We start from the raw sequence: 25,876 nt of genomic DNA on the forward strand, positions 1-25,876 counted from the left end.
ACTCCTTTCGAGAGGGTCATCATGAAGTTATGGTTAGTTCGTCATGGCGAAACCGAGGCCAACGTCGCGGGCCTCTATAGCGGGCATGCGCCCACTGCGTTAACCGAGCGCGGAATCAAACAAGCGCAAACGCTGGGAAAGCGGCTGCGGGCCGTTCCGTTTCAGCGCGCGTTTTGCAGTGAGCTTGAGCGCACCCAGCGCACGGCCAGCCTCCTGCTGGGCGACCGTGACGTCCCCCGCCAGTCCTTCGCCGCGCTCAATGAAATGTTCTTCGGCGACTGGGAAATGCGCCACCACCGCGATTTACAGCAGGAAGATGCCGAAAACTACGCCGCATGGTGCGCCGACTGGCAGCACGCGGCGCCCACCAACGGGGAGGGCTTCCAGGCGTTTGCCGAACGCGTCCGCGGCTTTACCGTCACCCTCTCTCAGTTTCGGGAACTTGACCATCTGCTTATCGTCGGTCATCAGGGCGTGCTTAGCCTCTTAGTCGCGCAACTTCTGAACATGCCGGATTCGGCGATGTGGCACTTCCCCATCGAGCATGGCGCGTGGAGCCTTGTCGATCTCCAGCCTGATTTCACCACGCTGCGCGTACTAAATAGCCGGGCCGTTTGGCTGGCGGAAGAAGAATTGCGCGCAGACCATTGACAGTGCAAAGCAGGCTGTTATTCTCCGCAGCCAGGCTGCATCCGCCATTTGAACTTTGCAGAAATTGTTTTACAAAAATGGCGATGCAATCATCGGCGATGGATGGGATGATAGCCGCCTTCACCGCCCGTTTATCGACATTTATCCCGACTTCGCCAACAGTTCGGGTATACTGTCAGGCTGTTTATTGTTATCACTCTTCACACACCCAGGGGGAACTCTTGCAGGGTAAAGCACTCCAGGATTTTGTTATCGACAAAATTGATGACCTGAAAGGTCAGGACATCGTAGCCATTGACGTTCATGGCAAATCCAGCATTACAGATTGCATGGTTATCTGCACAGGCACTTCCACGCGCCATGTTATGTCCATTGCCGACCACGTTGTGCAGGAGTCTCGCGCCGCCGGGATGCTGCCGCTGGGCGTTGAAGGCGAAGCCGCCGCGGACTGGATCGTGGTCGATCTCGGCGACGTTATGGTTCACGTTATGCAGGAAGAGAGCCGTCGTCTGTACGAGCTGGAAAAACTCTGGAGTTAGCGCGTGAAGCTGCACCTGGTAGCCGTTGGCACCAAAATGCCGGACTGGGTTCAGACCGGCTTTAGCGAATATCTGCGCCGTTTTCCAAAGGATATGCCGTTCGAACTGGTGGAAATTCCCGCCGGTAAACGCGGCAAAAACGCCGACATCAAGCGCATTCTCGAAAAAGAAGGTGAAATGATGCTGGCGGCTGCAGGCAAAAACCGCATCGTCACCCTGGATATTCCGGGGAAACCTTGGGATACGCCGCAGCTGGCGCGCGAACTGGAACGCTGGAAACAGGATGGCCGCGACGTTAGCCTGCTTATCGGCGGCCCGGAAGGCCTTTCACCCGCCTGCAAAGCGGCGGCGGAACAAAGTTGGTCGCTCTCAACGCTCACCCTACCTCACCCGCTGGTTCGCGTACTGGTGGCCGAGAGTCTGTATCGGGCGTGGAGCATTACCACCAACCACCCTTACCACCGTGAGTAATGATGACCAGGGTAGACTAAGCAGCGAATGAAATTACAGAATTCTTTCCGCGACTATACGGCTGAATCCTCGCTGTTCGTGCGCCGGGCGCTGGTCGCTTTTTTGGGGATTTTGCTGCTTACCGGCGTACTGATCGCCAACCTTTATAACGTGCAAATTGTGCGTTACACCGACTATCAAACGCGTTCAAACGAAAACCGCATCAAGCTGGTCCCGATTCCGCCGAGCCGCGGCATTATCTACGATCGCAACGGCACGCCGCTGGCGCTCAACCGTACGATTTACCAGCTGGAGATGATGCCGGAGAAGGTCGACAACGTTCAGCAAACGCTGGATGCGCTGCGCGATGTTATCGACCTCACCGATGACGATGTGGCGAACTTTAAAAAAGAGCGCGCCCGCTCGCACCGCTTTACCTCTATTCCGGTGAAAGTTAACCTCAGCGAAGTGCAGGTCGCCCGTTTCGCAGTGAACCAGTACCGTTTTCCCGGCGTGGAAGTCAAAGGCTATAAGCGCCGCTACTATCCCTATAACTCCGCCCTGACCCACGTTATCGGCTACGTCTCTAAAATTAACGATAAAGACGTCGATCGCCTGGATAAAGAGGGGAAGCTGGCTAACTACGCCTCCACGCACGATATCGGCAAGCTGGGCATCGAGCGCTATTACGAAGATGTCCTGCACGGGCAAACCGGCTATGAAGAGGTTGAAGTGAACAACCGTGGCCGCGTGATTCGCCAGCTGAAAGAGGTCCCGCCGCAGGCCGGGCGCGATATCTATTTAACGCTCGACCTGAAGCTACAGCAGTACATTGAAACGCTGCTGGCCGGCAGCCGCGCGGCGGTCGTAGTCACCGACCCGCGCACTGGCGCAATCCTCGCGCTGGTCTCGACGCCAAGCTACGATCCCAACCTGTTCGTTGACGGTATTTCCAGCAAAGACTACTCCGGACTCCTCAACGATCCCAATACGCCGCTGGTTAACCGCGCGACTCAGGGCGTTTACCCACCGGCGTCGACGGTTAAGCCATACGTGGCCGTCTCGGCGCTCAGCGCCGGGGTTATTACCCGCAACACCAGCCTGTTTGACCCCGGCTGGTGGCAGCTTCCCGGCTCGGATAAACGCTACCGCGACTGGAAAAAGTGGGGCCACGGCCATCTGAACGTCACCAAAGCGCTGGAGGAGTCGGCCGACACCTACTTCTACCAGGTCGCCTACGACATGGGCATCGATCGCCTGTCGGAGTGGATGGGCAAATTCGGCTATGGCCACTATACCGGCGTTGACCTGGCGGAAGAGCGCTCCGGCAATATGCCGACCCGCGAATGGAAGCTCAAGCGCTTCAAGAAACCGTGGTACCAGGGCGATACTATCCCGGTCGGCATCGGACAGGGCTACTGGACAGCGACGCCTATCCAGATGAACAAGGCGCTGATGATCCTGATTAACGACGGCGTGGTTAAAGTACCGCACCTGCTGCAGAGCACGGTGGAGGACGGCAAACCGGTGCCGTGGGTTCAGCCGCATGAACCGCCGGTCGGCGATATTCACTCCGGTTTTTGGGAAATCGCCAAAGACGGGATGTTTGGCGTAGCCAACCGCGGCAACGGTACCGCGCATAAATACTTCGCCAGCGCGCCGTATAAAATTGCGGCCAAATCGGGTACCGCTCAGGTCTTCGGCCTGAAAGCCAATGAAACCTATAACGCGCACAGAATCGCTGAACGCCTGCGTGACCATAAACTGATGACGGCGTTTGCCCCTTACAACAACCCCCAGGTTGCCGTGGCGATTATTCTTGAGAACGGTGGCGCAGGTCCGGCAGTCGGTACCATTATGCGTCAGATTCTCGATCATATAATGCTGGGTGATAACAACACCAATCTGCCGAGTGAAAACCCGGCGGTAACGGCTGGGGAGGATCAATAATGACTGATAATCCGAATAAAAAATCGCTATGGGATAAAATCCACCTCGACCCCACCATGCTGCTTATCCTGCTGGCGCTGCTGACCTACAGCGCGCTGGTGATCTGGAGCGCCAGCGGTCAGGACATGGGCATGATGGAGCGCAAAATCGGCCAGATCGCCATGGGGATTGTTATCATGATCGTCATGGCGCAAATCCCGCCGCGGGTCTATGAAGGCTGGGCGCCCTATCTCTATATCTTTTGTATTATCCTGCTGGTGGCGGTTGACGCCTTCGGCGCCATCTCCAAAGGGGCGCAGCGCTGGCTGGATCTCGGCATCGTCCGTTTCCAGCCGTCGGAAATCGCCAAAATAGCCGTACCGCTGATGGTGGCGCGCTTTATCAACCGCGACGTTTGCCCGCCATCGCTGAAAAATACCGCTATCGCGCTGGTGCTGATTTTCCTGCCTACGCTGCTGGTCGCCGCGCAGCCTGACCTCGGGACCTCGATTCTGGTCGCCCTGTCCGGTCTGTTTGTCCTCTTTCTGTCTGGCCTGAGCTGGCGTCTGATTGGTATTGCCGTGGTGCTGGTCGCCGCCTTTATTCCCATCCTCTGGTTCTTCCTGATGCATGATTATCAGCGCCAGCGCGTAATGATGCTGCTCGACCCGGAAACCGATCCGCTCGGCGCGGGTTACCACATTATTCAGTCAAAAATCGCCATCGGCTCCGGCGGACTGCGTGGAAAAGGCTGGCTACACGGAACCCAGTCGCAGCTGGAGTTTCTGCCTGAGCGCCATACCGACTTTATCTTTGCCGTCCTGGCGGAAGAGCTGGGGCTGATCGGCGTGCTGATTCTGCTGGCGCTCTATATTCTGCTGATTATGCGCGGGTTGTGGATTGCCGCCCAGGCGCAAACCACCTTTGGCCGGGTGATGGCCGGTGGTTTAATGTTGATTTTATTCGTTTATGTCTTCGTAAATATTGGTATGGTAAGTGGTATTTTACCGGTGGTGGGGGTACCTTTGCCGCTGGTCAGCTACGGGGGCTCTGCCCTAATCGTATTGATGGCCGGGTTTGGTATCGTCATGTCGATCCATACTCACAGAAAAATGTTGTCGAAAAGCGTGTAAGGGGTTCGCGATGCGTAAGCAATGGCTGGGGATCTGCATAGCAGCAGGGCTGCTGGCGGCATGTTCGAGTGAAGACGTTCAACAGAAAACGGTCAGCACTCCACAGCCGGCCGTTTGCAATGGCCCAACGGTGGAGATTAGCGGCGCCGATCCGCAGTACGAAACGCCTAACGCCACGGCGAATCAGGATTATGAACGCGACGGCAAAAGCTACAAAATCGTCCAGGATCCGTCTAACTTCACCCAGGCAGGCTTCGCAGCCATCTACGACGCCGAGCCTAACAGCAATCTGACCGCATCGGGAGAAGCGTTCGATCCCACGCAGCTTACCGCGGCCCATCCTACGCTGCCGATCCCAAGCTACGCGCGGATCACCAACCTGGCGAACGGCCGCATGATCGTCGTGCGCATCAACGATCGCGGGCCTTACGGTAACGATCGCGTGATTTCACTGTCCCGCGCCTCAGCCGATCGTCTGAATACCTCGAACAATACCAAAGTGCGCATCGACCCGATCGTCGTCGCACCGGACGGCTCGCTTTCCGGTCCGGGTATGGCCTGTACCACCGTAGCCAAACAGACCTACGCGCTGCCCGCCCGCCCGAATCTTGACGGCGACAGCGGCGCGGCAATGAGTCAACCCGCGCAAACTGACGTGCACGCCATCAGTAATTCAACGCTGAAGCCGGAAGACGCCACCGGCGCGCCGGTCAACAGCGGCGGTTTCCTCGGCGCCCCGACGCCGCTGAATAATGGCGTGCTGGAAGGCAGCGAGCCTGTCGTTCAGAGCGCGCCGGTGACCGCCCCGGGTTCAGTACAAGGCAGCGTTGCACCCGCCGTGGCCGCCACCGCTGCCGTAGCGCCTGCCGCAGCGGCCAGCGCCAGCGGCGATTTCGTCGTACAGGTCGGCGCCGTCAGCGACCAGGCCCGCGCGCAGCAGTACCAGCAGCGTCTGAGTCAGCAATTTTCCGTCCCGGGCCGCGTCACGCAAAACGGCGCGGTATGGCGTATTCAGCTCGGCCCATTCAGCAGCAAAGCGCAGGCCAGCACGATTCAACAGCGTCTGCAAAGCGAAGCTCAGCTGCAGTCATTTATTACTCGCGCCAACTAAAGGCATCGCACCCGCCTCCCCTGCTCGTTGCGCATGACAAAGTCATTAACAAAGTCGTGCGCAATGTCGGATGCTGGTTCGTAGTGCGTTTGTTATAGTAAGGCACTTTTTTTAACTCCATCACGGATGCCGTTGTTCAGACCATGAAGACCTCTTTTACCGCTCGCTTACTCGTTACGGCGCTCTCCGTGGCAGCGCTGTCCTCCGCTGCCCGCGCCGATGACCTGAATATCAAAACGATGATCCCAGGCGCCCCGCAGATTGACGCCGAATCCTGGATTCTTATCGATTACAACTCAGGCAAAGTCCTGGCAGAAAACAACGCCGACTCCCGCCGCGACCCGGCGAGCCTGACCAAAATGATGACCAGCTACGTGATTGGTCAGGCCATGAAAGCGGGCAAGTTTAAAGAGTCCGATCTGGTCACCGTGGGTAACGACGCGTGGGCGACCGGCAACCCGGTCTTTAAAGGCTCCTCGCTGATGTTCCTTAAACCGGGTATGCAAGTGCCGGTTTCGCAGCTGATCCGCGGCATCAACCTGCAGTCCGGCAACGACGCCTGCGTGGCGATGGCCGACTACGTCGCCGGCAGCCAGGATGCCTTCGTCAGCCTGATGAACAACTACGTTAACGCCCTTGGTCTGAAAAACACCCACTTCCAGACCGTACACGGCCTGGATGCCGATGGTCAGTTCAGCTCCGCGCGCGACATGGCGCTTATCGGCCAGGCGCTGATCCGCGATGTCCCGAATGAATACACCATCTATAAAGAAAAAGAGTTTACCTTCAACGGTATTCGTCAGCTCAACCGCAACGGGCTGCTGTGGGATAACAGCCTGAACGTCGACGGGATTAAAACCGGCCATACTGACAAAGCGGGCTATAACCTCGTGGCGTCGGCAACCGAAGGCCAGATGCGCCTGATCTCCGCCGTGATGGGCGGCCGCACCTACAAAGGCCGCGAGTCTGAAAGCAAAAAGCTGCTGACCTGGGGCTTCCGCTTCTTTGAAACCGTTAATCCGATTAAAGCCGGTAAAGAGTTCGCTTCTGAGCCCGCCTGGTTTGGCGATACCGATCGCGCCTCGCTCGGCGTGGATAAAGATGTTTATCTGACTATCCCGCGCGGTCGCATGAAAGATCTGAAAGCCAGCTACGTGCTGAATAACGCTGAGCTGCACGCGCCGCTGCAGAAAAATCAGGTGGTAGGCACCATTAACTTCCAGCTGGATGGCAAAACGATCGATCAGCGCCCGCTGGTCGTACTGCAGGAAATCCCGGAAGGCAATTTCTTCGGTAAAATCATTGATTACATTAAATTAATGTTCCATCACTGGTTTGGTTAAAAATCGACCACTTGAAAGTGTGATTTACATCCCCATATACTAGGTATCCTGATAACTCCCACACGTCGTGGGAGTTATTATTTTTTGTTGTAACACCGGAGCTGACATGAAAACCAAACTTAACGAACTGCTTGAATTCCCTACATCATTTACTTACAAAGTAATGGGACAGGCGTTGCCGGAGCTGGTTGACCAGGTGGTTGAAGTGGTACAGCGCCATGCACCAGGTGATTACTCTCCGACGGTAAAACCCAGCAGCAAAGGCAACTACCACTCTGTCTCTATTACCATCAATGCAACCCATATTGAGCAGGTAGAAACCCTCTACGAAGAGCTGGGCAATATTGAAATCGTTCGGATGGTGCTGTAAATCTCTTCCCCTGACCCGGCATCCACGCCGGGTCATTCTCGCTTTCTCGCTGTGATATACTGCCCCACTCAAATCATTCTCTCTCTGCGGAGACGTTGTTTTGCAGCACAATAAAATCCTCATCCGCCAACTCGGCCTGCAACCTTACGAACCTGTCTCGCAGGCAATGCATGAATTTACCGACACCCGCGACGATGCCACGCTGGATGAAATCTGGCTGGTAGAGCATTACCCGGTGTTCACACAGGGTCAGGCCGGAAAGGCCGAACATGTTCTGGTTCCCGGCGAGATCCCCGTTATTCAGAGCGATCGCGGCGGACAGGTCACCTATCATGGTCCCGGACAGCAGGTGATGTACGTTCTGCTGAACCTGAAACGGCGCAAGCTGGGCGTACGTGAGCTGGTTACGCTGTTAGAGCAAACCGTTGTGAATACCCTGGCGGAGTACGGTATTGAATCGCACCCGCGAGCCGACGCCCCCGGCGTCTACGTGGGCGATCGAAAAATCTGCTCCCTGGGCTTGCGCATTCGCAAAGGCTGCTCATTCCACGGCCTGGCGCTGAATATCAACATGGATCTGTCACCGTTCCTGAGGATTAACCCCTGCGGTTATGCCGGAATGGAGATGACCCAGATGCGCCAGTGGCTGCCCGATGCCCGTACGGAGACCGTGTCTCCACGCCTGGCCGCCAATCTGCTGGCGTTGCTCAACGATCCACCCGCGGAATATCTTCAAGGCCGCTAGCCATCACGTCCCGCTACTGCGGGACGTCACATTTATCCCTCAGGCGCGATTAAGCCTTTATTTTTGCAATCAATTATCACTAATAAAATAATTGTGGCCGCTATAATGGTGCTAATCATCACTAGCGGAAATACAGAGTGGAAGAAAATAACGCTCAGAGCGTACCAACCGAACGAGTTGACGATCGCTACGATCGGCAGATGTTTCGCATTTTGCGCAACATAGACCTCAATTTACTCACTATTTTTGAAGCTGTTTACGTCCATAACGGTATCGTCAACGCGGCAAAAATACTGAATATCACGCCGTCGGCGATTAGTCAGTCCCTGAACAAACTGCGTGCCCTCTTCCCTGACCCGCTCTTTATTCGCAAGGGCCAGGGCGTGACGCCAACGGCCTACGCCACGCATCTGCATAAGCATATCAGCCAGGGGATGGAGGCGTTTCTCAACGCCCTGGATTTAACCGGCAATACGCAGCGGGAACGGGTAATAACCGTTGCCACCTCCCCGGCTATCGGCGCGTTGATCATGCCGGTTATCACCAAAAAGCTGCGGAGCGTCTTTCCCCAGATTTTGCTGCACAACGTCGCCATTACCGACGCGGCCAGCCAGTTAAACCAGCGTCAGGTTGACCTGCTGGTCGATAGCTTCCCCCACAGCGGGCAGGCGATTACGCACCATGTGCTATTTCAGGATAGCGTACATATCTTCTGCCGGGCAGGGCATCCGGTCCTCGCGCTCCCCGCAAACTCAGCAAACCTGAGCCAATATGAATTCGCTCTCCTGCAGCCCGAAGGCCAGCGCTATACGACAATCCTGCGTCACCTGGAGGAGCATCTCGGCGAACGCCGCTATGGTTTCAGCAGCTACAATCTGTTAACTCAAGCAGCCCTGGTCAACGACAGCGATATGCTGGGGCTAATCACTTCCGGAATGTTTTCCCTGGTCGAGAAGATTTGGCCCTTAAAGATGCTCGATTTCCCGCCGCTGCGGGAAGAAAAAATTGATATTGCGCTGCACTATAACAAGCTCAGCGCGCAGGAGCCCTTGCTGAAAGAGATCGTAGAGACGATTCGTCAGGCTTTTTAGCCGATAAGGCACGAGAGGGAAAAGCATAAAACAACAACTATTTTACAATTTGCCCGGCCAGCAGGCTGCTTTATGCCCCGTATCAATGATATACTGCCTGCGTTTAATTCAAAAATAGTTGATAAATGCAACATTTACTTGAATTGATTCGCTTTCCTTCGTCACTCGCAACTGGAACACGCACGCTATGAGTAAACCCATTGTGATGGAACGCGGTGTAAAATACCGCGATGCCGATAAAATGGCCCTTATCCCGGTGAAAAACGTGGCAACTGAGCGTGAAGCTCTGCTCAGAAAACCGGAATGGATGAAAATCAAACTTCCGGCTGACTCGTCCCGTATCCAGGGGATCAAGGCAGCGATGCGTAAGAACGGCCTGCACTCCGTGTGCGAAGAAGCCTCTTGCCCTAACCTCGCGGAATGTTTTAACCACGGAACGGCAACCTTTATGATCCTGGGCGCCATCTGTACCCGTCGTTGCCCGTTCTGCGATGTTGCCCACGGTCGCCCGGTGACGCCGGACGCCAACGAACCGCAAAAGCTGGCGCAAACCATCGCCGATATGGCGCTGCGCTATGTGGTGGTGACTTCCGTGGATCGCGACGATCTGCGCGATGGCGGCGCTCAGCACTTTGCCGACTGCATCAGCGCGATTCGCGAAAAAAGCCCGACGATTAAAATTGAAACCCTGGTGCCGGACTTCCGCGGCCGTATGGATCGTGCGCTGGAAATCCTTCAGGCGACGCCGCCGGACGTGTTTAACCATAACCTGGAAAACGTGCCGCGCCTGTATCGCCAGGTCCGCCCGGGGGCCGACTACAACTGGTCCCTGAAGCTGCTGGAACGTTTTAAAGAAGCCCACCCGGAGATCCCGACGAAATCGGGCCTGATGGTGGGTTTAGGCGAAACCAATGCTGAAATCGTAGAAGTGATGCGCGATCTGCGCCGCCACGGCGTCACCATGCTGACGTTAGGCCAGTATTTACAGCCGAGCCGCCACCACCTGCCGGTACAGCGCTACGTCAGCCCGGATGAGTTCGAAGAGATGAAAGCCGAAGCGATGGCCATGGGCTTTACCCATGCTGCCTGCGGGCCGTTCGTTCGTTCCTCCTATCATGCCGATCTACAGGCCAAAGGCATGGAAGTGAAGTAATCTCTGCCTCGACCGCGGCGTGATATTTTTAGCGCAGCGGTCCGTTCTGCCGATGCGTTTCGTTACCCGCTAAAAATCCCACCCCGGTAACAGTTGGTTGCATCTTTTTCGTCAAAACCCAGTGCAAATAACAAAAGAGGCCGCAGCGCTATCGCTGCAGCCTCTTTGCCGACGCGGTTTATCCCCGCCGGTAGCGAGCCCCCTCGTTCAGGAAACTCGTCGCGAATTACTCTTTATGAGAGAGCTTCTGTGCCGGCGCTTCTTCAGCACTGGTCTTTTTCGCACTGTCATCGTCATCGTTCATGGCTTTTTTAAAGCCTTTGATAGCCGAGCCCAGGTCTCCACCCAGCGTGCGTAACTTTTTGGTACCAAACACCAGGATAATCAGCGCTGCGACTACCAGCAGTTTGGTAATACTAATCTCACCCATAGCTAACCTTCTTCTCTAATACAAGCTGCGAATACGCCATCATACACGCATACAATTAACGGCTATTTGACGCGCGGACACAATAGCAATCTGTAACAAGGTGAATCAAGCCTTGTTTAAAAAAACGTCATAATAATTGCGGTGGCGCAAAGCGGCGATTCTGCAACACCGGCAGACGCTCGCGTACCTGCTGAATATAATCAGCTGAAAGTTCGGCAAAAATCAACTGCGGCCGCTCTCCTGCCCCGGCAAGCGTTGTTCCTAAGGGATCGACAATACGACTCTGGCCGATATTACGCGTCCCGCACTCCCCGGCGGCGACAATATAACAGGTAGTATCCAGGGCCCGCGCCGCCAATAGCGTCGCCCAGTGGTGCTCCTTCAGCGGCCCTTTTACCCACGCGGCGGGCAACACGATGAGCTGCGCACCGCTGAGCGCTAACGACAGCGCCAGCTCAGGGAAACGTAAATCGTAGCAGGTCATCAGCCCGACGCGCATCCCATCCACCTCGATAAGCAGCGGAATCTGCCGCCCGGCATCGACCAGCCGGGACTCCTGAATATTGAAAGCATCATACAGATGCAGTTTCTGATATTGCGCAATAATCTTGCCCTGACGTAGCGCCACCAGCGTATTCGCTGCCCGTCCTTCGCCGGAAGGAATATGCAGGGTCAGCACCGTCGTCAACGCGCTGTTTTCGCTCTCTGCCAGCAAGAGCCGTAGAAAGCCGCCATCAAGGCGCTGGGCGGATTTAACCGATAAGTCCGCATCGCTATCGTCTCGCGCCAGCAGCGCTTCCGGGAGAACCAGAAGCGCAGCCCCCCGCTCCGCGGCCTGACGCATCATGCTCACGCAGGTCTGCGCGTTTTCCGTCCAGTCCGGCGTTACGGCAAATTGTCCGGCAGCAACAAGCATCTTTTCTCTCCCGTCAGGTTAGTCATAGCCAGTGAGGTCTTTCGCGCGCTACACTCGAAGTTTAGTCTCGATCAATAAACAGGGAATGACCGTGTTGCAACTCCTTTTGGCTGTGTTTCTTGGCGGCGGCACCGGCAGCGTTTTGCGCTGGTGGCTGGGTATGAAGTTTAACCCTATGCATCATGCTATCCCCATTGGTACGCTCACCGCTAACCTGCTGGGCGCTTTTATTATCGGCGCAGGGCTGGCATGGTTTAACCGCCTGACGGATATCGATCCGATGTGGAAGCTGCTTATCACCACCGGCTTTTGCGGCGGGCTGACCACCTTCTCCACGTTTTCCGCCGAAGTGGTGTTTCTACTCCAGCAGGGGCGCTTTAGCTGGGCGTTACTCAACGTACTGGTCAACTTGTTAGGCTCATTTGCCATGACGGCCACCGCGTTCTGGCTGTTTTCACATGCGGCCAGCCGCTAGCCCCTGACCGCAGGCAAAAAAAAACCCGCCATGAGCGGGTTTTTATATTCTACTGACGCGTTGCTTAGATAGGCATTACGTTTGCAGCAGAAGGGCCTTTGGCACCGTTAGTGATTTCGAACTCTACGCGCTGACCTTCAGCCAGAGTTTTGAAACCGTTGGACTGGATTGCAGAGAAATGTACGAATACATCTTTGCTGCCATCTTCCGGAGTAATGAAACCGAATCCTTTGGACTCATTAAACCACTTAACGTTACCTTTAATCTTAGACATCAAAATTACCTTTATATGAAAAAATCGACACTAATACTGTGTCGGGTATCAGTACACCAATTGTGGTACCTTTTGTCCAGCGCAACTTTGCTAAAAAGTGATAAAAGTCTCTATCTTTTTGCACCGGGATCACGTTAGTCATTGTTTTTCAACAAGACAGTCCGCTTATCTCTTTTATTGCTATAAAAAATCGCATCAAAACTGAATGCGCGCCCAGGCAAAGTAAACGTTTCCGTTGTTATAGGTGCCCGGGATATAGGTCATCTGGAACGTGGCCGGGCCGTAACCGATAGAAGCCAGAGGCAGCACGACCGGAATCGGGATGTAGTTCCAGTTATCGCGCGCCGTCACGCCAAGCGTATAGCCTAAACCCAGATGGAAATTATCGTCTGCTAAGGGACGCCAGGTTTTCTCCCAGCCATAGCCGCCGATAGGCTCCCACTTATTATAAGAGTCTTTAAAGGCCATCAAATAGATGCCATGCCAGTTCCCTTTATCATCCCAGCGCGAGACGCCGAAGCCGGCGCCCCAGGGACGTTCGTTGTAGCGGTCCGTTTTCTCTTTGTCATAGGCGAAACGGGCGTGCCAGGTCACCGCGGGGATATAAAGATCATAGTGCTCAGGCTCATTCCAGGTCTGCGCGACGTTATCGCTCAGCGTATTGTAGCCGTCGCGAAGCGTCGAACTAAACGAAGCATTAGCGGAGGTGGATGATAGCAGCAGGCCCAGGCATCCCAGAAACAACCCTATAAATCGACGTCGCATTACACTTTTCTCTTACCAGTATCATTTTTAAAGCGGAGTAAGATAACAAAGATAATCTTAATACTACCTTAACGGTATTAGGCAAACTCTTGATTTATCCGGTGCAAAAAATCTGAAAATCTCTCGCATCCAGGCTTTGACCAGGCGGGCATATTACTGCCTGACAGGGATTCTCATCGATTTATTGATTTGCGTCAGCGAGTTTTGCCCGTTTTTTAGGCACATTCCCTCACTAAATTTTTTCTTCGCTTCATTTATTAGTAGATTCTTTGGGTTAATGGTTTAGGGGTAAAAGAATGCTTACGCTAGTAGAGATCCTGATTGGGATTGTGGTCATTGTGGGCGTCGCCCGCTATATCATTAAAGGCTATTCCGCCACCGGCGTGCTGTTCGTCGGTGGCTTAGTATTACTCATCGCCAGCGCGCTGATGGGGCATAAGGTTTTACCAGGCGACGCAAAGAGCACCGGTTATTCTGCAACCGATATCGTTGAATATATTAAGATACTGCTGATGAGCCGCGGCGGCGACCTCGGCATGATGATCATGATGCTCTGCGGTTTCGCGACTTATATGACGCACATCGGCGCCAATGACATGGTGGTGAAGCTGGCGTCAAAACCGCTGCGCTTCATTAACTCCCCCTATCTACTGATGATCGCCGCTTATTTCGTTGCCTGCCTGATGTCGCTGGCCGTCTCCTCCGCTACCGGTCTGGGAGTACTGCTGATGGCGACACTGTTCCCGGTGATGGTCAACGTGGGCATCAGCCGCGGCGCTGCCGCCGCTATCTGCGCTTCTCCGGCGGCGATTATTCTCTCCCCCACTTCCGGGGATGTCGTGCTGGCCGCCAAAGCCGCCGAAATGCCGCTGATTGACTTTGCTTTTAAAACCACGCTGCCCATTTCCATTGTGGCCATTATCAGCATGGCGATCGCTCACTTTTTCTGGCAGCGCTACCTGGATAAAAAAGAAAACGTCGCCCATGAAATGCTCGATGTAAACGAGATAACCACGACCGCCCCCGCTTTCTACGCCATTCTGCCGTTTACGCCGATAATCGGCGTACTGATTTTCGACGGCAAATGGGGGCCGGAGCTGCACATCATCACCATTCTTGTGCTCTGCATGCTGCTGGCGGCGGTTCTGGAATTCTGCCGCGGCTTTAACACCAAAAATGTGTTCAATGGCCTGGAAGCGGCGTATCGCGGCATGGCTGACGCGTTTGCCGGTGTGGTGATGCTGCTGGTGGCCGCCGGCGTCTTTGCTCAGGGGCTGAGTACCATTGGCTTTATTAACGGTCTGATCTCTATCGCCACGTCGTTCGGCTCCGCCAGTATCATTCTGATGCTGGTGCTGGTCATTCTGACCATGCTGGCGGCGATGACCACCGGTTCCGGTAACGCCCCCTTCTATGCTTTCGTTGAGATGATCCCGAAGCTGGCGCACTCTTCCGGCATCAATCCGGCTTATCTCTCGATCCCGATGCTGCAGGCATCTAACCTTGGCCGAACCATTTCTCCGGTCTCCGGCGTGGTGGTCGCCGTGGCCGGGATGGCAAAAATTTCGCCGTTCGAAGTGGTGAAACGGACCTCTGTCCCGGTGCTGGTTGGTTTGTTAGTGGTGATTATCGCCACCGAAGTTCTGGTTCCCGGCAGCGCAATCCGCTAACGCTGAAACCGTGTGAAAAGGCGCCTGTTGGCGCCTTTTTTATGCTTTAATAACTCAATGTTATCAATGACCATTTGTCATCAGGAATAAAAATGTTCAGGAAGGATTTAGTTGCCATTGCCCTTTTGCTCAGCGCCGCCCAGGTCAGCGCAGATCCGCTGATCGCCACGCAATACGGTGATTTTGACCGCTACGTGCTGGCTCTCTCCTGGCAAACGGGGTTCTGCCAAAGTATGCAAGACCGAAACCGCAGCGAACCGGAAGAGTGCCGCCTGCAGCAGGAACTCAGCAATAAAGCCGATTTTCTCACCGTTCACGGCCTGTGGCCGAGCCTGCCAAAATCTATTGCCGTGCGCGGGGTGGACGAGCGCCGCTGGATGCGCTTTGGCTGTGCGACCCGCCCTGTTCCCAATATGCCGGAAGCAAAAGCCGGGCAAAAATGTCGGGCGGCTGAAACCGGGCTCTCGCTGGAAATGGCCAATAAGCTTAACGGCGTGATGCCGGGTTCGGGCGGTAACTCATGTCTCGAACGTTATGAATACGCCAAGCATGGCGTTTGCTTTGGTTTCGATCCTGACAACTATTTCGGCACCATGGTGCGCCTGAACGGCGAGATCAAACAGAGCCATCTGGGCGCTTTCCTGGCCAGGCACTATGGGCAAACCGTTAGCCGGGATGACTTCAACGCCGCGGTTGCTGAAGCCTATGGAAAACAGAACGTCAGGGCTTTCAAGTTAACCTGCAACGGCAACCCCGCCTATCTGACTGAGATGCAAATCTCCATCAAAGCCGCGGCCATTAATGCCCCTCTCTCCGCTGATTCATTCTTACCCCAACCCCATCCGGGGAACTGCGGTAAGCAATTTCTGCTGGATAAAGCCGGCTAGATTTCATACAACTTCGCTATGGTTCGTTGATGAATGTGCGTTTAATCACTTCAAACCACCAGCAAGTCTCAGTATGATGAGAGGACATTAACCCTTGCCATTTTCGGTGAGGGTTTTCTTTTACGGACAGGTTCCTGGATAACATGGAGTATGAGATGACCAGACCCGCAATTATCATTAATGAACTGGATGCAGAACGCATCGACAGGCTGCTGGAACAACCGGCTTTCGCCAACTCACCGGTAGCGGACGCGCTGAATGACGAGCTCGACCGCGCGCAGATGCTGGCCCCGGAAGCCATGCCGCATGATGTTGTCAGCATGAATAGCCAGGTCAGATTTCGCGATTTAACCACCGGTGAAGAGCGCATCCGCACGCTGGTTTTCCCGGCGCAGGTCACGGATAGCGCCACCCAGCTTTCGGTGATGGCGCCGGTTGGCGCAGCCCTGCTGGGCCTCAAAGTCGGCAGCACCATTCACTGGGAATTACCGGGCGGCACCTCAACGCACCTTGAAGTGCTGGAATTGCTGTATCAGCCGGAGGCCGCTGGCGATTTCCACCGTTAATCTCCCCGCTGCCTGAAGCGTTTCGCGCTTTATCCAGAGGATGTTACTGCATCCTCTTTCTGCATCTTTCGCTCTTCTCCTCTCTTTTGACAAACTTTTACGCCGCCCTCGTACCGTTCTGACAATTTTGCGACCTGAATGGCACAATACTTTCCTATAATGTGTTGATATAAAAGCAGACGAACAAGGAGGAATGCATATGTATAAAACCATCATAATGCCCGTTGATGTCTTTGAAATGGAGTTAAGCGATAAAGCCGTTCGCCATGCGGAGTTTTTAGCCCAGCAGGACGGGGTTATCCATCTTCTCCACGTACTGCCCGGTTCATCAAGCTTCACGATGAGTCGTTTTACCGCCGATCTGCGCCGCTTTGAAGAGCATTTGCAGCATGAAGCAGAAACGCGCCTGAAAACGATGGCCGGCCATTTCAGCATTGACCCGTCGCGAATCAAAATGCACGTCCGCTTTGGCAACGTGCGCGATATGGTCAATGAACTGGCCAATGAAATTAAAGCCGATGTGGTGGTGATAGGCTCCCGCAACCCTTCGATCAGCACCCATCTGCTGGGTTCCAACGCCTCAAGCGTGATTCGCCATGCGCATATTCCGGTGATGGTGGTCAGGTAGCGGCAGTAAGGTAAAAAAAGAGGCTACCCCAGGGTAGCCTCTTTGCTGTGCAGGTTTGGTCTTACTTTATTATGAATTATGCAGTCTTAGTGCGAATCAGGTAATCGAACGAGCTCAAGGACGCCTTCGCACCTTCGCCGGTGGCGATAATAATCTGTTTGTACGGAACGGTCGTGCAGTCGCCGGCAGCGAAAACGCCCTTCACGTTGGTTTCACATTTCGCATCAATGATGATTTCACCCATGCGGTTGCGCTCAATCGCGCCTTCCAGCCAGTTGGTATTCGGCAGCAGACCGATCTGCACGAAGATCCCCGACAGCGCCACGTGATGCTCATCGCCGCTCACGCGGTCGCGGTACTGCAGGCCAGTGACTTTGCTACCGTCGCCCACCACTTCCGTGGTCTGCGCGTTGAGAATGATATCGACGTTTTTCAGGCTGCGGACTTTATCCTGCAGAACCTGGTCGGCCTTCATTTCCGGCGCGAACTCCAGCAGAGTAACATGTTCAACTACGCCAGCCAGATCGATTGCCGCTTCCACACCGGAGTTACCGCCGCCGATAACCGCCACGCGCTTGCCTTTAAACAGCGGGCCGTCGCAGTGCGGGCAGTAGGTCACGCCCTTGGTACGATACTGATCCTCACCCGGCACGTTCATGTTACGCCATTTCGCGCCGGTGGCAATGATAACGCTACGCGCTTTCAGCACCGCGCCGGAGGCGGTCTCAACCTGATGCAGGCCACCTTCAACCGTCGCCGGGATCAGTCTGGAGGCGCTCTGAGAATCGATCACATCAACATCGTATTCGCTGACGTGCGCTTTTAATGCGCCAGCCAGTTTCTGGCCTTCCGTTTTGGGTACGGAAATATAGTTTTCAATATCAACGGTATCCAGCACCTGGCCGCCAAAGCGTTCACCCATCAGGCCGGTACGAATGCCTTTACGCGCGGAGTAAACGGCTGCCGCTGCGCCGGACGGGCCGGAGCCAACGATTAAGACATCATAGGCTTCACGTTTATTCAGCTCTTCCGCCGCGCGTTTTTCCGCGCCGGTATCCACTTTGGCAACGATTTCCGTCAGCGTCATGCGACCCTGACCAAATTCCTTACCGTTCATAAATACCGCCGGTACGCCCATCACGTTGCGTTCGGTGATTTCATTCTGATACGTTCCGCCGTCAATCGCCGTGTGCTTGATGCGCGGGTTCAGTACCGCCATCAGGTTCAGCGCCTGAACCACATCCGGGCAGTTATGGCATGAAAGCGAATAGTAGGTTTCGAACTCAAAATCACCGTCGATATTGCGGATCTGCTCCAGCAGGGTCTGCGCTTCTTTTGACGGATGACCGCCGGTCCACAGCAGAGCCAGAACTAAAGAGGTGAATTCATGTCCCAGCGGAGAGCCGGCAAAGCGCGGCCCCTGGCTGGAGCCGGGATTGGTAATCAGGAATGACGGCTTACGCACCGCCAGGCCGTTATCTTCTTTGAAGGTAACTTTATCTGACAGTTCAGCAATTTCAGCCAGCAGTTCCCTGATTTCTGCCGATTTAGCGCCGTCATCCAGCGTGGCAATCAGCTCAACAGGTTTGGTCAGCTTCTCAAGATAAGCCTTGAGCTGGGTTTTCATGTTGGTGTCGAGCATTTTTATCTCCTGGGCTTAAAACATCATCATGCAAGCGGCCTCGTCCGGGCAGCCTGAATACGCTTGCATCATGGTGTTGGAATGAAATGGGCGCCGGTGCGCCCATGACTGAAATAATTTCCCAAGTCTTTCACGCCATAGCTGCGTTGGCGTGAAAGACGATGGAAATTTAGATTTTGCCGACCAGGTCCAGAGACGGAGCCAGAGTCGCTTCACCTTCTTTCCATTTAGCCGGGCAAACTTCGCCTGGGTGAGAAGCTACGTACTGAGCTGCTTTGATTTTACGCAGCAGGTCAGACGCGTCGCGGCCGATACCTTCAGCGGTAACTTCGATAGCCTGGATGATACCCTGCGGGTCAACAACGAAGGTGGCACGATCTGCCAGGCCTTCATCTTCACGCATGTTGTCGAAGTTACGGGTCAGGGCGCCAGTCGGGTCGCCGATCATCGCGTATTTGATTTTCGCGATGGTTTCAGAGCTGCTGTGCCACGCTTTGTGAGTGAAGTGAGTGTCGGTAGAGACGGAGTAAACGTCTACGCCCAGCTTCTGCAGTTCTTCGTAGTGGTCTGCCACATCGCCCAGTTCGGTCGGGCAAACGAAGGTGAAGTCAGCCGGGTAGAAGAAGAAGACGCTCCAGCGGCCTTCAGTATCTTTCTCGGTAACTTCGATGAATTCACCGTTTTTGAACGCCTGGTTTTTGAAAGGTTTGATTTTGGTATTAATTAAGGACATCTATACTTCCTCCGTGTTTTCGTTGAGGTCTAAGTTAACGAATTTTTCCTGACTCGACCAATGCGTTTGCATTATCGAATCAATAAGCGTTATCTAACAACCGGAACAAGACAACTTTGTGAACCTGTCAACGCGATGGCAATCTTCTACCGCGTTTCGCATTATATGCGCTGAAAAGTAAAAAGGCCGCCCTCGCAGGCGGCCCCGTTACCTGAAACACCCGCAGGTAGGTTCAGCGCCAGTAGCTGGCAGTGTGTTGCGCTCTACACCTTAATGTAACAGCTAAGGGATTACATCACCCGCTGAACGAAAGGGCAATCCGCGCGGCGGCAGGTCTTACCTATGGCTGTAATAGGTTTTACCGCTCCCCATACCTATTCCGGTGATTTCCCCGGGCATCACCATGTCGAAACGCCCGTTCTTTCTGACATGTTTCCCGCGTTAGCGCGATGCAGACCGTCCCCGCTGCCGCTCTTCCAATTGCCATACTTGCCCGCAGGACCAGCGAAAGCCGGAGAATAAAAATATTTAATTACCGCCCGCGGTTGATGAACACCCTCAGTGCCACACGCGGATCAGTAATTTATAATATGAATAACCCAATAGACTTCAACAAGCGTTCGGGCTTCCCGTTAAAGAAAAACTACAGATGATAAGCGGGGCAAGGTAAGTATTTATAAATGACCTCCTCCCCTGCCTTCAGCGGTACACAAAAGGATCTGGTAGAATGCGCAACGCTGGTATATATTTAGATAAACTTAATAACGGCGCCTGCATTAAATAATAAGAAACAAATATTCACACAATGAATATAATACAGACATATAGTCACCTATTTTCCATACCGCCAGCTTAACAGGACGTTGATAATGGCTAATCTTTACGATCTCAAGAAATTTGATCTGAACCTACTCGTTATTTTCGAATGCATTTACCAGCATTTGAGCATCAGTAAAGCGGCGGAAACGCTATTCATTACGCCTTCTGCCGTCAGTCAGTCGCTACAGCGGCTACGCACCCAGCTGAATGACCCGCTATTCGTTCGTTCAGGTAAAGGAATTACGCCTACCACCGTCGGGGTTAATCTCCACCATCATCTTGAAAAAAATCTTAATCAATTAGAACAAACTATTTATCTCACCAATCGTTCTGAATTAAAGAAACGTCTGGTTGTTTATGCGCCGCAGCTTTTTATTACCCCTAAAACAACCAGCCTGATCCATATGTTATTAGATGATTCAAACCTTCACGTTGAACATCATGACCTGCTGGCGTCAGGAGAGTCGGTAGAAAGCCTGCTGGCCTACCGTAAAGCCGACCTGATATTCAGCACCACCCCCCTGTCATCGCGAGCCACGGTGTGTAAACGTATCCAGGAGCTGGACATTTCACTGGTTTGTAGCGAAAATCATCCACGGCTGGCATTGCTAACAACGACGAAAGCCATACTGCAGGAGCGCTTTACTTATTATATTTGTAACGATCAGGGAACGAAGTCTTTTCAAAGCCAGGCTGCCGGCATACTTTCTGATAGAAAAATTTCTTTCAGTAGCGACTCATACACCGCTATCCTTAATGTTATTCAGCAAACTGATATTATTGGTTTTGTGCCTACCTGTATTTTAGAGCACATCAGTTTCCATAATAAATTTAAAATTATAGAGGCGCCATTTAAGATCCCCTCCATCGCTATTTATATGATTTACAATCGGGTAAACCTTGACGACCCGAACTTTGCAAACTTTATCGACGAGTGCGAAAAGAATAATATTATTGAATAATTTAAGCCATTTGATTTAATTGATGAATGATAACTAATCGCTTGATTAAGAAATAAATATGATATAAGTACACAGTATCTTTAAGAATTAAAGGAATAATGGCTGTGTCTTTTATAAAACTTCCATTACCCGAGTCCGTTCTGCAGGCCAGTCAGCAGCGAATAGAATGGGTAATGGAAAACTTCTCCCGTATTTGCGTCTCTTTTTCTGGCGGTAAAGATTCTACAACCATGCTGCATCTCACGGCGCAGCAGGCCCGCCGTACAGGCAAAAAGATTTGCGTCCTGTTTGTCGACTGGGAAGCGCAGTTCTCCTGCACCATTGCGCATTGTGAAAAGATGCGCGCAGAGTATCGCGACGTTATTGAGCAATTTTTCTGGGTCGCGTTGCCTCTCACCACCCAGAACTCTCTGACCCAATATCATCCCGAATGGCAGTGCTGGGAACCCGGCGCGCGCTGGGTGCGCCAACCGCCAAAGGACGCGATTACCGATCCCGGCTTTTTCCCGTTTTATCAATCGGGCATGAGTTTTGAAACGTTCGTTCGCGAATTTGCCGATTGGTTTTCGCGAAATCGTCCCGCGGCGATAATGATCGGCATCCGCGCCGATGAATCGTTAAATCGGTTTATCACCATCTCCTCGCAGCGCAAGCTTCGCTTCGCCGACGATAAACCCTGGACCACCTCCGCGCCGGGCGGACACGCGTGGTACATCTACCCTATCTACGACTGGAAAACCGCCGATATCTGGACCTGGTTCGGTAAAAGCGGCCTTTCCTACAACCCGCTCTATAACCTGATGTATCAGGCGGGCGTTCCGCTGCGCTATATGCGTATCTGCGAACCCTTTGGCCCGGAGCAGCGCCAGGGGCTGTGGCTCTACCATGTGCTGGAGCCTGAACGCTGGGCCGCCATGTGCCAGCGCGTCAGCGGCGTCCACTGCGGCGGGGTCTACGCCGGTCACGATAATCAGTTCTATGGCCATCGTAAGCTGGATAAACCCGCGCATCATACCTGGAAAAGCTTCGCCCTGTTTTTACTCGACAGCATGCCGGAGAAAACGGCGGAACATTACCGCAATAAAATCGCCGTCTATCTTCACTGGTACCAAAAAAAGGGAATGATGGATATTCCGGACACGCAACCGGCGGATATTGGCTCGAAAGACGTCCCGTCCTGGCGGCGCATCTGTAAGGTTCTGTTGAACAATGATTACTGGTGCCGCCAGCTCTCTTTCAGCCCGACCAAAGCGACGCAATATAAACGCTATCGCGAACGGATGAATAAAAAGCGCCAGCAATGGGGAATACTATGCAACGACAATTAATCCAGGATCTCGAACGCTATCTACAATCGCTGGAAGATGAAGAGGAAAAGATTACTGCGCTTAACGCCTTTCGCCAGATTCTGCATGAATATAGCCCCTTCAAATCACAACCGGTTGACTGCGTATTGTGGGTAAAACAGGACGCCGTTTTGCCTAATGATTACAACCCAAATAACCTTGCTCCACCGGAAAAACGCCTGCTGTTCACCTCGCTGGAAACGGACGGCTTCACGCAGCCCATTGTGGTAGTGAAACAGGATCAGGAGCGCTATTCCATTATCGACGGTTTTCACCGTCATGAGCTGGCGAGCGGCAGAGCGGCGCTGAAAAAACGGCTGAAAGGCTACCTTCCCGTCACCTGCCTGGAAAAGAGCAGCCCCGGGCGTGATTCTCTGATGGCCGCCACCATCCGCCACAACCGGGCGCGCGGACGTCATCAGATTCATGCGATGTCGGAAATCGTCCAGGAGCTGGCGCATCTCGGCTGGTGTGACGAGAAAATCGGCAAAGAGTTAGGGATGGACTCAGACGAAGTATTGCGCCTGAAGCAAATCAACGGCCTGGTGGAGATGTTCGGCGACCGTCAATTTTCTCAGGCGTGGACCGTTAAATAACTACAGACGACACAGTCGTTCCGCCGCAGCCAGCAGCGTGGCTGGCTGTTTGGCGAAGCACAGGCGTATCAGCTTATGCGGGAACGGATCGGCGCAGAACACCGACAGCGGGATCGCCGCAACGCCGATCTCGGTGGTGAGCCAGCGGCAGAAGTTGACATCATCCAGATCGGAGACCGCGCTGTAGTCCGCCAGCAGGAAGTAGGTCCCTTCGCAGGGCAAAATTTCCAGACGGCTGGCGCGCAGCGCATCAATAAACAGGTCCCGCCGCTCGCGGTAAAACGTCGGCAGCTGGCGATAATGCTCCGGCTCGCTGCGCAGCATATCGGCGATCGCCAGCTGAGCGGGGGTGTTGACGGCGAAGGTCAGATACTGATGCACTTTACGCAGCTCGGCGCTAATGGCGGCAGGCGCCACGCAGTAGCCCACCTTCCAGCCGGTCATATGAAACGTTTTACCGAATGAAGAGACCGCCACCGCCCGCTCGCGCAGCTGCGGATGCGCCAGCACGCTGGCATGCCCTTCGGCGGCAAAGCAGATATGTTCGTAAACCTCATCGCTCAGCACATAGATTTCACGATCGGCAATCGCCTGCCACAGCGCGGCAAAATCTTCCCGCTGCCATACCGTCGCTGACGGGTTGTGCGGCGTATTGAGGATAACCAGCCGGGTTTTGTCGCTGAGGCTCGCGGCGAACTGCTGCCAGTCAACGCGAAAATGCGGCGGCTGGAGAGCAATGCGCTTCAGCACGCCGCCCGACAGCTCAATCGCCGGGGCGTAGCTATCATAGCTAGGGTCAAAGCAAATGACTTCGTCGCCGGAACGTACCAGCGCGGTAATCGCCGCATACAGCGCTTCCGTCGCGCCGGCGGTAACGGTCACGTCGCTGTTGGCATCGGGACGGTAGCCGTACAGCTCTTCCGTTTTATCGACGATGGCGTCGCGTAGCGCGGCCACGCCGGTCATCGGCGCGTACTGATTCGCCCCCTGCGCCACGTGATGCGCCAGACGCTCCTGCAGATAGCGCGGACCATCGAAATCCGGGAACCCCTGCGACAGGTTAATCGCCTGATGCTGCTGGGCCAGAGCGCTCATTTGGGTAAAGATCGTGGTGCCCAGTGAAGGAAGTTTACTCTCAGGAATCAGTGGCTTATTGCTCATTCTTTTTGTACCGTCTGTCATGCTGTTGTTGAAGCCACTATAACACGATGTTAATATTTGGCAATCAAGACGCTTAGACGTCTAAATGATAATGTTATTTCGCTTATGCTTATGAGTGGAAAACAGCGAGCAGCACAACGCCACCGTCAGCACGACCTACCGCTCACTCTGGAGAACTCATGATCCGCGCTATCGTGACCGATATTGAAGGCACCACCAGCGACATTCGCTTCGTCCACAACGTCCTGTTCCCGTACGCTCGCGAACGCCTGGCCGGCTTCGTGACCGCCCAGCAGTTTGTCGATCCGGTAAAGACCATTCTCGATAACCTGCGCGAAGAGATCGCCCAACCGGCGGCCAGCGTCGAGCAGCTTATCGCTACCCTGTTCGCCTTTATGGATGAAGACCGCAAATCCACCGCCCTCAAGGCGCTCCAGGGGATTATCTGGCGCGAAGGCTACGTCAATGGCGACTTCACCGGCCACCTGTATCCTGACGTCCTGCCGTCGCTGGAAAAATGGAAGTCACAGGGTATTGATTTATATGTATATTCCTCAGGCTCTGTCGCCGCGCAGAAATTGTTATTTGGCTACAGCGACGAAGGTGATATTACTCATCTGTTTAACGGCTATTTCGATACCCTGGTAGGCGCCAAGCGCGAAGCGCAGTCCTACCGCAATATTGCTGAGCAGCTGGGACAGCCTCCTGCCGCCATTCTGTTCCTGTCCGATATCCATCAGGAGCTGGATGCCGCCGAAGAGGCCGGCTTCCGCACCCTACAGCTGGTGCGCGGCGACCGTGACCCGGCCAGCCACCATCCGCAGGTTCAGCGTTTTGACGATATTCATCCGGAGCAGATCCCAGCATGAGCGCATTAACCATTTTTTCCGTGAAAGACCCGCAAAACTCTCTCTGGCACAGCACGAACGCCGAAGAGATCCAGCAGCAGCTCAACGCCAAAGGCGTCCGCTTCGAGCGCTGGCAGGCCGACCGCGATTTAGGCGCGGCGCCAGCTTCAGAAACGGTTATTGCCGCCTATCAGCATGCGATTGATAAGCTGGTGGCTGAGAAGGGTTACCAGAGCTGGGACGTGATCAGCCTGCGTGCGGATAATCCGCAGAAAGAGGCGCTGCGGGAAAAATTCCTCAACGAGCATACCCACGGGGAAGACGAAGTGCGCTTCTTCGTCGAGGGGGCCGGCCTGTTTTGCCTGCATATTGGCGACGAGGTATTCCAGGTGCTCTGTGAAAAGAACGACCTGATTTCCGTTCCGGCGCACACGCCGCACTGGTTTGATATGGGCTCGGAGCCCAACTTCACCGCCATCCGCATCTTCGACAACCCGGAAGGCTGGATTGCCCAGTTTACCGGCGACGATATCGCCAGCGCCTACCCGCGGCTGGCGTAACGCCGCGATTCAACGGGTGAACAGGCTTATCATCACTCTCAAGGCGCTTTCCCGGAGGCGGCGCGTAACGCGCCTGTCCGGGC

At 54.2% G+C, this 25,876-nt stretch carries 28 protein-coding genes; 21 read left to right on the forward strand and 7 right to left on the reverse strand.

Annotated features, from left to right (window positions below):
• Window positions 1-21 precede the first annotated feature (21 nt).
• From ABLU88_RS23745 to lipA, 11 genes are all read left to right on the forward strand, one after another.
• Window positions 22-651 carry an adenosylcobalamin/alpha-ribazole phosphatase gene (locus ABLU88_RS23745; RefSeq protein ID WP_025106398.1) on the forward strand — a complete coding sequence of 210 codons (630 nt, stop codon included), beginning with the start codon at window positions 22-24 and terminating at the stop codon, window positions 649-651.
• A gap of 221 nt (window positions 652-872) precedes the next feature.
• Window positions 873-1,190, forward strand: a complete 318-nt coding sequence (gene rsfS, locus ABLU88_RS23750) for a ribosome silencing factor (RefSeq protein ID WP_004100162.1) — start codon at window positions 873-875, stop codon at window positions 1,188-1,190.
• A gap of 3 nt (window positions 1,191-1,193) precedes the next feature.
• Window positions 1,194-1,661, forward strand: a complete 468-nt coding sequence (gene rlmH, locus ABLU88_RS23755) for a 23S rRNA (pseudouridine(1915)-N(3))-methyltransferase RlmH (protein WP_004100160.1) — start codon at window positions 1,194-1,196, stop codon at window positions 1,659-1,661.
• Between the two features lie 27 nt (window positions 1,662-1,688).
• Window positions 1,689-3,590 carry a peptidoglycan DD-transpeptidase MrdA gene (mrdA, locus tag ABLU88_RS23760; protein ID WP_004130417.1) on the forward strand — a complete coding sequence of 634 codons (1,902 nt, stop codon included), beginning with the start codon at window positions 1,689-1,691 and terminating at the stop codon, window positions 3,588-3,590.
• Window positions 3,590-4,702, forward strand: a complete 1,113-nt coding sequence (gene mrdB / locus ABLU88_RS23765; RefSeq protein WP_004100156.1) for a peptidoglycan glycosyltransferase MrdB — start codon at window positions 3,590-3,592, stop codon at window positions 4,700-4,702. The genes mrdA and mrdB overlap by 1 nt, the downstream gene beginning before the upstream one ends.
• A 10-nt stretch (window positions 4,703-4,712) precedes the next feature.
• The gene (gene rlpA / locus ABLU88_RS23770) at window positions 4,713-5,813 is read left to right on the forward strand and encodes an endolytic peptidoglycan transglycosylase RlpA (RefSeq protein WP_025106399.1); all 1,101 of its coding nucleotides are present in this window, start codon (window positions 4,713-4,715) and stop codon (window positions 5,811-5,813) included.
• Between the two features lie 143 nt (window positions 5,814-5,956).
• Entirely contained in the window at window positions 5,957-7,156 is a 1,200-nt protein-coding gene (gene dacA / locus ABLU88_RS23775; protein WP_014228398.1) for a D-alanyl-D-alanine carboxypeptidase DacA, read from the forward strand.
• Window positions 7,157-7,262: 106 nt separating this feature from the next.
• Window positions 7,263-7,526 carry a DUF493 family protein YbeD gene (ybeD, locus tag ABLU88_RS23780; RefSeq protein ID WP_348838173.1) on the forward strand — a complete coding sequence of 88 codons (264 nt, stop codon included), beginning with the start codon at window positions 7,263-7,265 and terminating at the stop codon, window positions 7,524-7,526.
• 100 nt (window positions 7,527-7,626) lie between these two features.
• Window positions 7,627-8,271 (forward strand): lipoyl(octanoyl) transferase LipB, encoded by a 645-nt coding sequence (gene lipB, locus ABLU88_RS23785; protein WP_014228397.1) that lies wholly within the window; start codon window positions 7,627-7,629, stop codon window positions 8,269-8,271.
• A gap of 137 nt (window positions 8,272-8,408) precedes the next feature.
• A complete protein-coding gene (locus ABLU88_RS23790; RefSeq protein WP_046876568.1) occupies window positions 8,409-9,362 on the forward strand; it encodes a YbeF family transcriptional regulator in 954 nt (317 codons plus the stop codon).
• Window positions 9,363-9,549: 187 nt separating this feature from the next.
• Window positions 9,550-10,515: a lipoyl synthase gene (lipA, locus tag ABLU88_RS23795; RefSeq protein ID WP_004848774.1), complete on the forward strand. Its 966-nt coding sequence runs from the start codon at window positions 9,550-9,552 to the stop codon at window positions 10,513-10,515.
• Between the two features lie 226 nt (window positions 10,516-10,741).
• Here the strand turns inward: lipA and tatE are convergent, their stop codons facing one another.
• Both tatE and ABLU88_RS23805 read right to left on the reverse strand, forming a co-directional pair.
• A complete protein-coding gene (gene tatE, locus ABLU88_RS23800) occupies window positions 10,742-10,945 on the reverse strand; it encodes a twin-arginine translocase subunit TatE (protein WP_004130411.1) in 204 nt (67 codons plus the stop codon).
• A 127-nt stretch (window positions 10,946-11,072) separates the two neighbouring features.
• Window positions 11,073-11,861, reverse strand: a complete 789-nt coding sequence (locus ABLU88_RS23805) for a deaminated glutathione amidase (RefSeq protein WP_046876569.1) — start codon at window positions 11,859-11,861, stop codon at window positions 11,073-11,075.
• Between the two features lie 91 nt (window positions 11,862-11,952).
• On the opposite strand from ABLU88_RS23805, the gene crcB reads away from it, so the two are divergent.
• Window positions 11,953-12,336 (forward strand): fluoride efflux transporter CrcB, encoded by a 384-nt coding sequence (gene crcB, locus ABLU88_RS23810; RefSeq protein WP_025106403.1) that lies wholly within the window; start codon window positions 11,953-11,955, stop codon window positions 12,334-12,336.
• Between the two features lie 64 nt (window positions 12,337-12,400).
• Here the strand turns inward: crcB and cspE are convergent, their stop codons facing one another.
• Complete coding sequence (gene cspE, locus ABLU88_RS23815; protein WP_004100146.1) at window positions 12,401-12,610, reverse strand: transcription antiterminator/RNA stability regulator CspE; 210 nt, start codon at window positions 12,608-12,610, stop codon at window positions 12,401-12,403.
• A gap of 195 nt (window positions 12,611-12,805) precedes the next feature.
• Window positions 12,806-13,375 (reverse strand): lipid IV(A) palmitoyltransferase PagP, encoded by a 570-nt coding sequence (pagP, locus tag ABLU88_RS23820; protein WP_014228393.1) that lies wholly within the window; start codon window positions 13,373-13,375, stop codon window positions 12,806-12,808.
• A gap of 296 nt (window positions 13,376-13,671) precedes the next feature.
• Here pagP and dcuC point away from each other — a divergent pair, with 296 nt between their 5' ends.
• The 4 genes from dcuC (at window position 13,672) to uspG (ending at window position 17,126) form a co-directional block, all read left to right on the forward strand.
• Window positions 13,672-15,045: an anaerobic C4-dicarboxylate transporter DcuC gene (dcuC, locus tag ABLU88_RS23825; protein WP_014228392.1), complete on the forward strand. Its 1,374-nt coding sequence runs from the start codon at window positions 13,672-13,674 to the stop codon at window positions 15,043-15,045.
• Window positions 15,046-15,137: 92 nt separating this feature from the next.
• On the forward strand, window positions 15,138-15,932 hold the full coding sequence (rna, locus tag ABLU88_RS23830; protein WP_348838179.1) for a ribonuclease I: 795 nt from the start codon (window positions 15,138-15,140) through the stop codon (window positions 15,930-15,932).
• A 155-nt stretch (window positions 15,933-16,087) separates the two neighbouring features.
• On the forward strand, window positions 16,088-16,498 hold the full coding sequence (rnk, locus tag ABLU88_RS23835; RefSeq protein ID WP_032748687.1) for a nucleoside diphosphate kinase regulator: 411 nt from the start codon (window positions 16,088-16,090) through the stop codon (window positions 16,496-16,498).
• A 199-nt stretch (window positions 16,499-16,697) separates the two neighbouring features.
• Window positions 16,698-17,126: a universal stress protein UspG gene (gene uspG / locus ABLU88_RS23840; protein WP_004100140.1), complete on the forward strand. Its 429-nt coding sequence runs from the start codon at window positions 16,698-16,700 to the stop codon at window positions 17,124-17,126.
• Window positions 17,127-17,202: 76 nt separating this feature from the next.
• Here uspG and ahpF read toward each other — a convergent pair whose 3' ends face one another.
• The gene (ahpF, locus tag ABLU88_RS23845) at window positions 17,203-18,768 is read right to left on the reverse strand and encodes an alkyl hydroperoxide reductase subunit F (RefSeq protein ID WP_004848755.1); all 1,566 of its coding nucleotides are present in this window, start codon (window positions 18,766-18,768) and stop codon (window positions 17,203-17,205) included.
• A 169-nt stretch (window positions 18,769-18,937) separates the two neighbouring features.
• Window positions 18,938-19,501 carry an alkyl hydroperoxide reductase subunit C gene (gene ahpC, locus ABLU88_RS23850; protein WP_002894394.1) on the reverse strand — a complete coding sequence of 188 codons (564 nt, stop codon included), beginning with the start codon at window positions 19,499-19,501 and terminating at the stop codon, window positions 18,938-18,940.
• A gap of 869 nt (window positions 19,502-20,370) precedes the next feature.
• Between ahpC and ABLU88_RS23855 the strand changes: the two genes are divergently transcribed.
• From ABLU88_RS23855 to ABLU88_RS23865, 3 genes are all read left to right on the forward strand, one after another.
• Complete coding sequence (locus ABLU88_RS23855) at window positions 20,371-21,282, forward strand: LysR family transcriptional regulator (RefSeq protein WP_046876570.1); 912 nt, start codon at window positions 20,371-20,373, stop codon at window positions 21,280-21,282.
• Window positions 21,283-21,386: 104 nt separating this feature from the next.
• Window positions 21,387-22,610: a DUF3440 domain-containing protein gene (locus ABLU88_RS23860; RefSeq protein ID WP_048261273.1), complete on the forward strand. Its 1,224-nt coding sequence runs from the start codon at window positions 21,387-21,389 to the stop codon at window positions 22,608-22,610.
• A complete protein-coding gene (locus tag ABLU88_RS23865) occupies window positions 22,595-23,224 on the forward strand; it encodes a ParB/RepB/Spo0J family partition protein (RefSeq protein ID WP_047724253.1) in 630 nt (209 codons plus the stop codon). Before ABLU88_RS23860 ends, ABLU88_RS23865 begins: the two co-directional genes overlap by 16 nt.
• Here ABLU88_RS23865 and ABLU88_RS23870 read toward each other — a convergent pair whose 3' ends face one another.
• On the reverse strand, window positions 23,225-24,370 hold the full coding sequence (locus tag ABLU88_RS23870; RefSeq protein WP_162934460.1) for a pyridoxal phosphate-dependent aminotransferase: 1,146 nt from the start codon (window positions 24,368-24,370) through the stop codon (window positions 23,225-23,227).
• A gap of 194 nt (window positions 24,371-24,564) precedes the next feature.
• Here ABLU88_RS23870 and mtnC point away from each other — a divergent pair, with 194 nt between their 5' ends.
• Window positions 24,565-25,254 (forward strand): acireductone synthase, encoded by a 690-nt coding sequence (gene mtnC / locus ABLU88_RS23875; RefSeq protein ID WP_014837800.1) that lies wholly within the window; start codon window positions 24,565-24,567, stop codon window positions 25,252-25,254.
• Window positions 25,251-25,793: an acireductone dioxygenase gene (locus tag ABLU88_RS23880; protein WP_004848741.1), complete on the forward strand. Its 543-nt coding sequence runs from the start codon at window positions 25,251-25,253 to the stop codon at window positions 25,791-25,793. Before mtnC ends, ABLU88_RS23880 begins: the two co-directional genes overlap by 4 nt.
• Window positions 25,794-25,876: the final 83 nt, after the last annotated feature.

The organism is Klebsiella sp. GW_Kp182 (assembly GCF_040062275.1).
In the GTDB taxonomy this organism is placed as follows: domain Bacteria; phylum Pseudomonadota; class Gammaproteobacteria; order Enterobacterales; family Enterobacteriaceae; genus Klebsiella; species Klebsiella michiganensis.

Coding starts and splice junctions, on each gene's coding strand:
- ABLU88_RS23745 (WP_025106398.1), top strand. CDS start 22: ATGAAGTTATGGTTAGTTCGTCATGGCGAAACCGAGGCCAACGTCGCG.
- mrdA (WP_004130417.1), top strand. CDS start 1,689: ATGAAATTACAGAATTCTTTCCGCGACTATACGGCTGAATCCTCGCTG.
- mrdB (WP_004100156.1), top strand. CDS start 3,590: ATGACTGATAATCCGAATAAAAAATCGCTATGGGATAAAATCCACCTC.
- rlpA (WP_025106399.1), top strand. CDS start 4,713: ATGCGTAAGCAATGGCTGGGGATCTGCATAGCAGCAGGGCTGCTGGCG.
- dacA (WP_014228398.1), top strand. CDS start 5,957: ATGAAGACCTCTTTTACCGCTCGCTTACTCGTTACGGCGCTCTCCGTG.
- ybeD (WP_348838173.1), top strand. CDS start 7,263: ATGAAAACCAAACTTAACGAACTGCTTGAATTCCCTACATCATTTACT.
- lipA (WP_004848774.1), top strand. CDS start 9,550: ATGAGTAAACCCATTGTGATGGAACGCGGTGTAAAATACCGCGATGCC.
- tatE (WP_004130411.1), bottom strand. CDS start 10,945: ATGGGTGAGATTAGTATTACCAAACTGCTGGTAGTCGCAGCGCTGATT.
- ABLU88_RS23805 (WP_046876569.1), bottom strand. CDS start 11,861: ATGCTTGTTGCTGCCGGACAATTTGCCGTAACGCCGGACTGGACGGAA.
- cspE (WP_004100146.1), bottom strand. CDS start 12,610: ATGTCTAAGATTAAAGGTAACGTTAAGTGGTTTAATGAGTCCAAAGGA.
- pagP (WP_014228393.1), bottom strand. CDS start 13,375: ATGCGACGTCGATTTATAGGGTTGTTTCTGGGATGCCTGGGCCTGCTG.
- dcuC (WP_014228392.1), top strand. CDS start 13,672: ATGCTTACGCTAGTAGAGATCCTGATTGGGATTGTGGTCATTGTGGGC.
- rna (WP_348838179.1), top strand. CDS start 15,138: ATGTTCAGGAAGGATTTAGTTGCCATTGCCCTTTTGCTCAGCGCCGCC.
- rnk (WP_032748687.1), top strand. CDS start 16,088: ATGACCAGACCCGCAATTATCATTAATGAACTGGATGCAGAACGCATC.
- uspG (WP_004100140.1), top strand. CDS start 16,698: ATGTATAAAACCATCATAATGCCCGTTGATGTCTTTGAAATGGAGTTA.
- ahpF (WP_004848755.1), bottom strand. CDS start 18,768: ATGCTCGACACCAACATGAAAACCCAGCTCAAGGCTTATCTTGAGAAG.
- ahpC (WP_002894394.1), bottom strand. CDS start 19,501: ATGTCCTTAATTAATACCAAAATCAAACCTTTCAAAAACCAGGCGTTC.
- ABLU88_RS23855 (WP_046876570.1), top strand. CDS start 20,371: ATGGCTAATCTTTACGATCTCAAGAAATTTGATCTGAACCTACTCGTT.
- ABLU88_RS23865 (WP_047724253.1), top strand. CDS start 22,595: ATGCAACGACAATTAATCCAGGATCTCGAACGCTATCTACAATCGCTG.
- mtnC (WP_014837800.1), top strand. CDS start 24,565: ATGATCCGCGCTATCGTGACCGATATTGAAGGCACCACCAGCGACATT.
- ABLU88_RS23880 (WP_004848741.1), top strand. CDS start 25,251: ATGAGCGCATTAACCATTTTTTCCGTGAAAGACCCGCAAAACTCTCTC.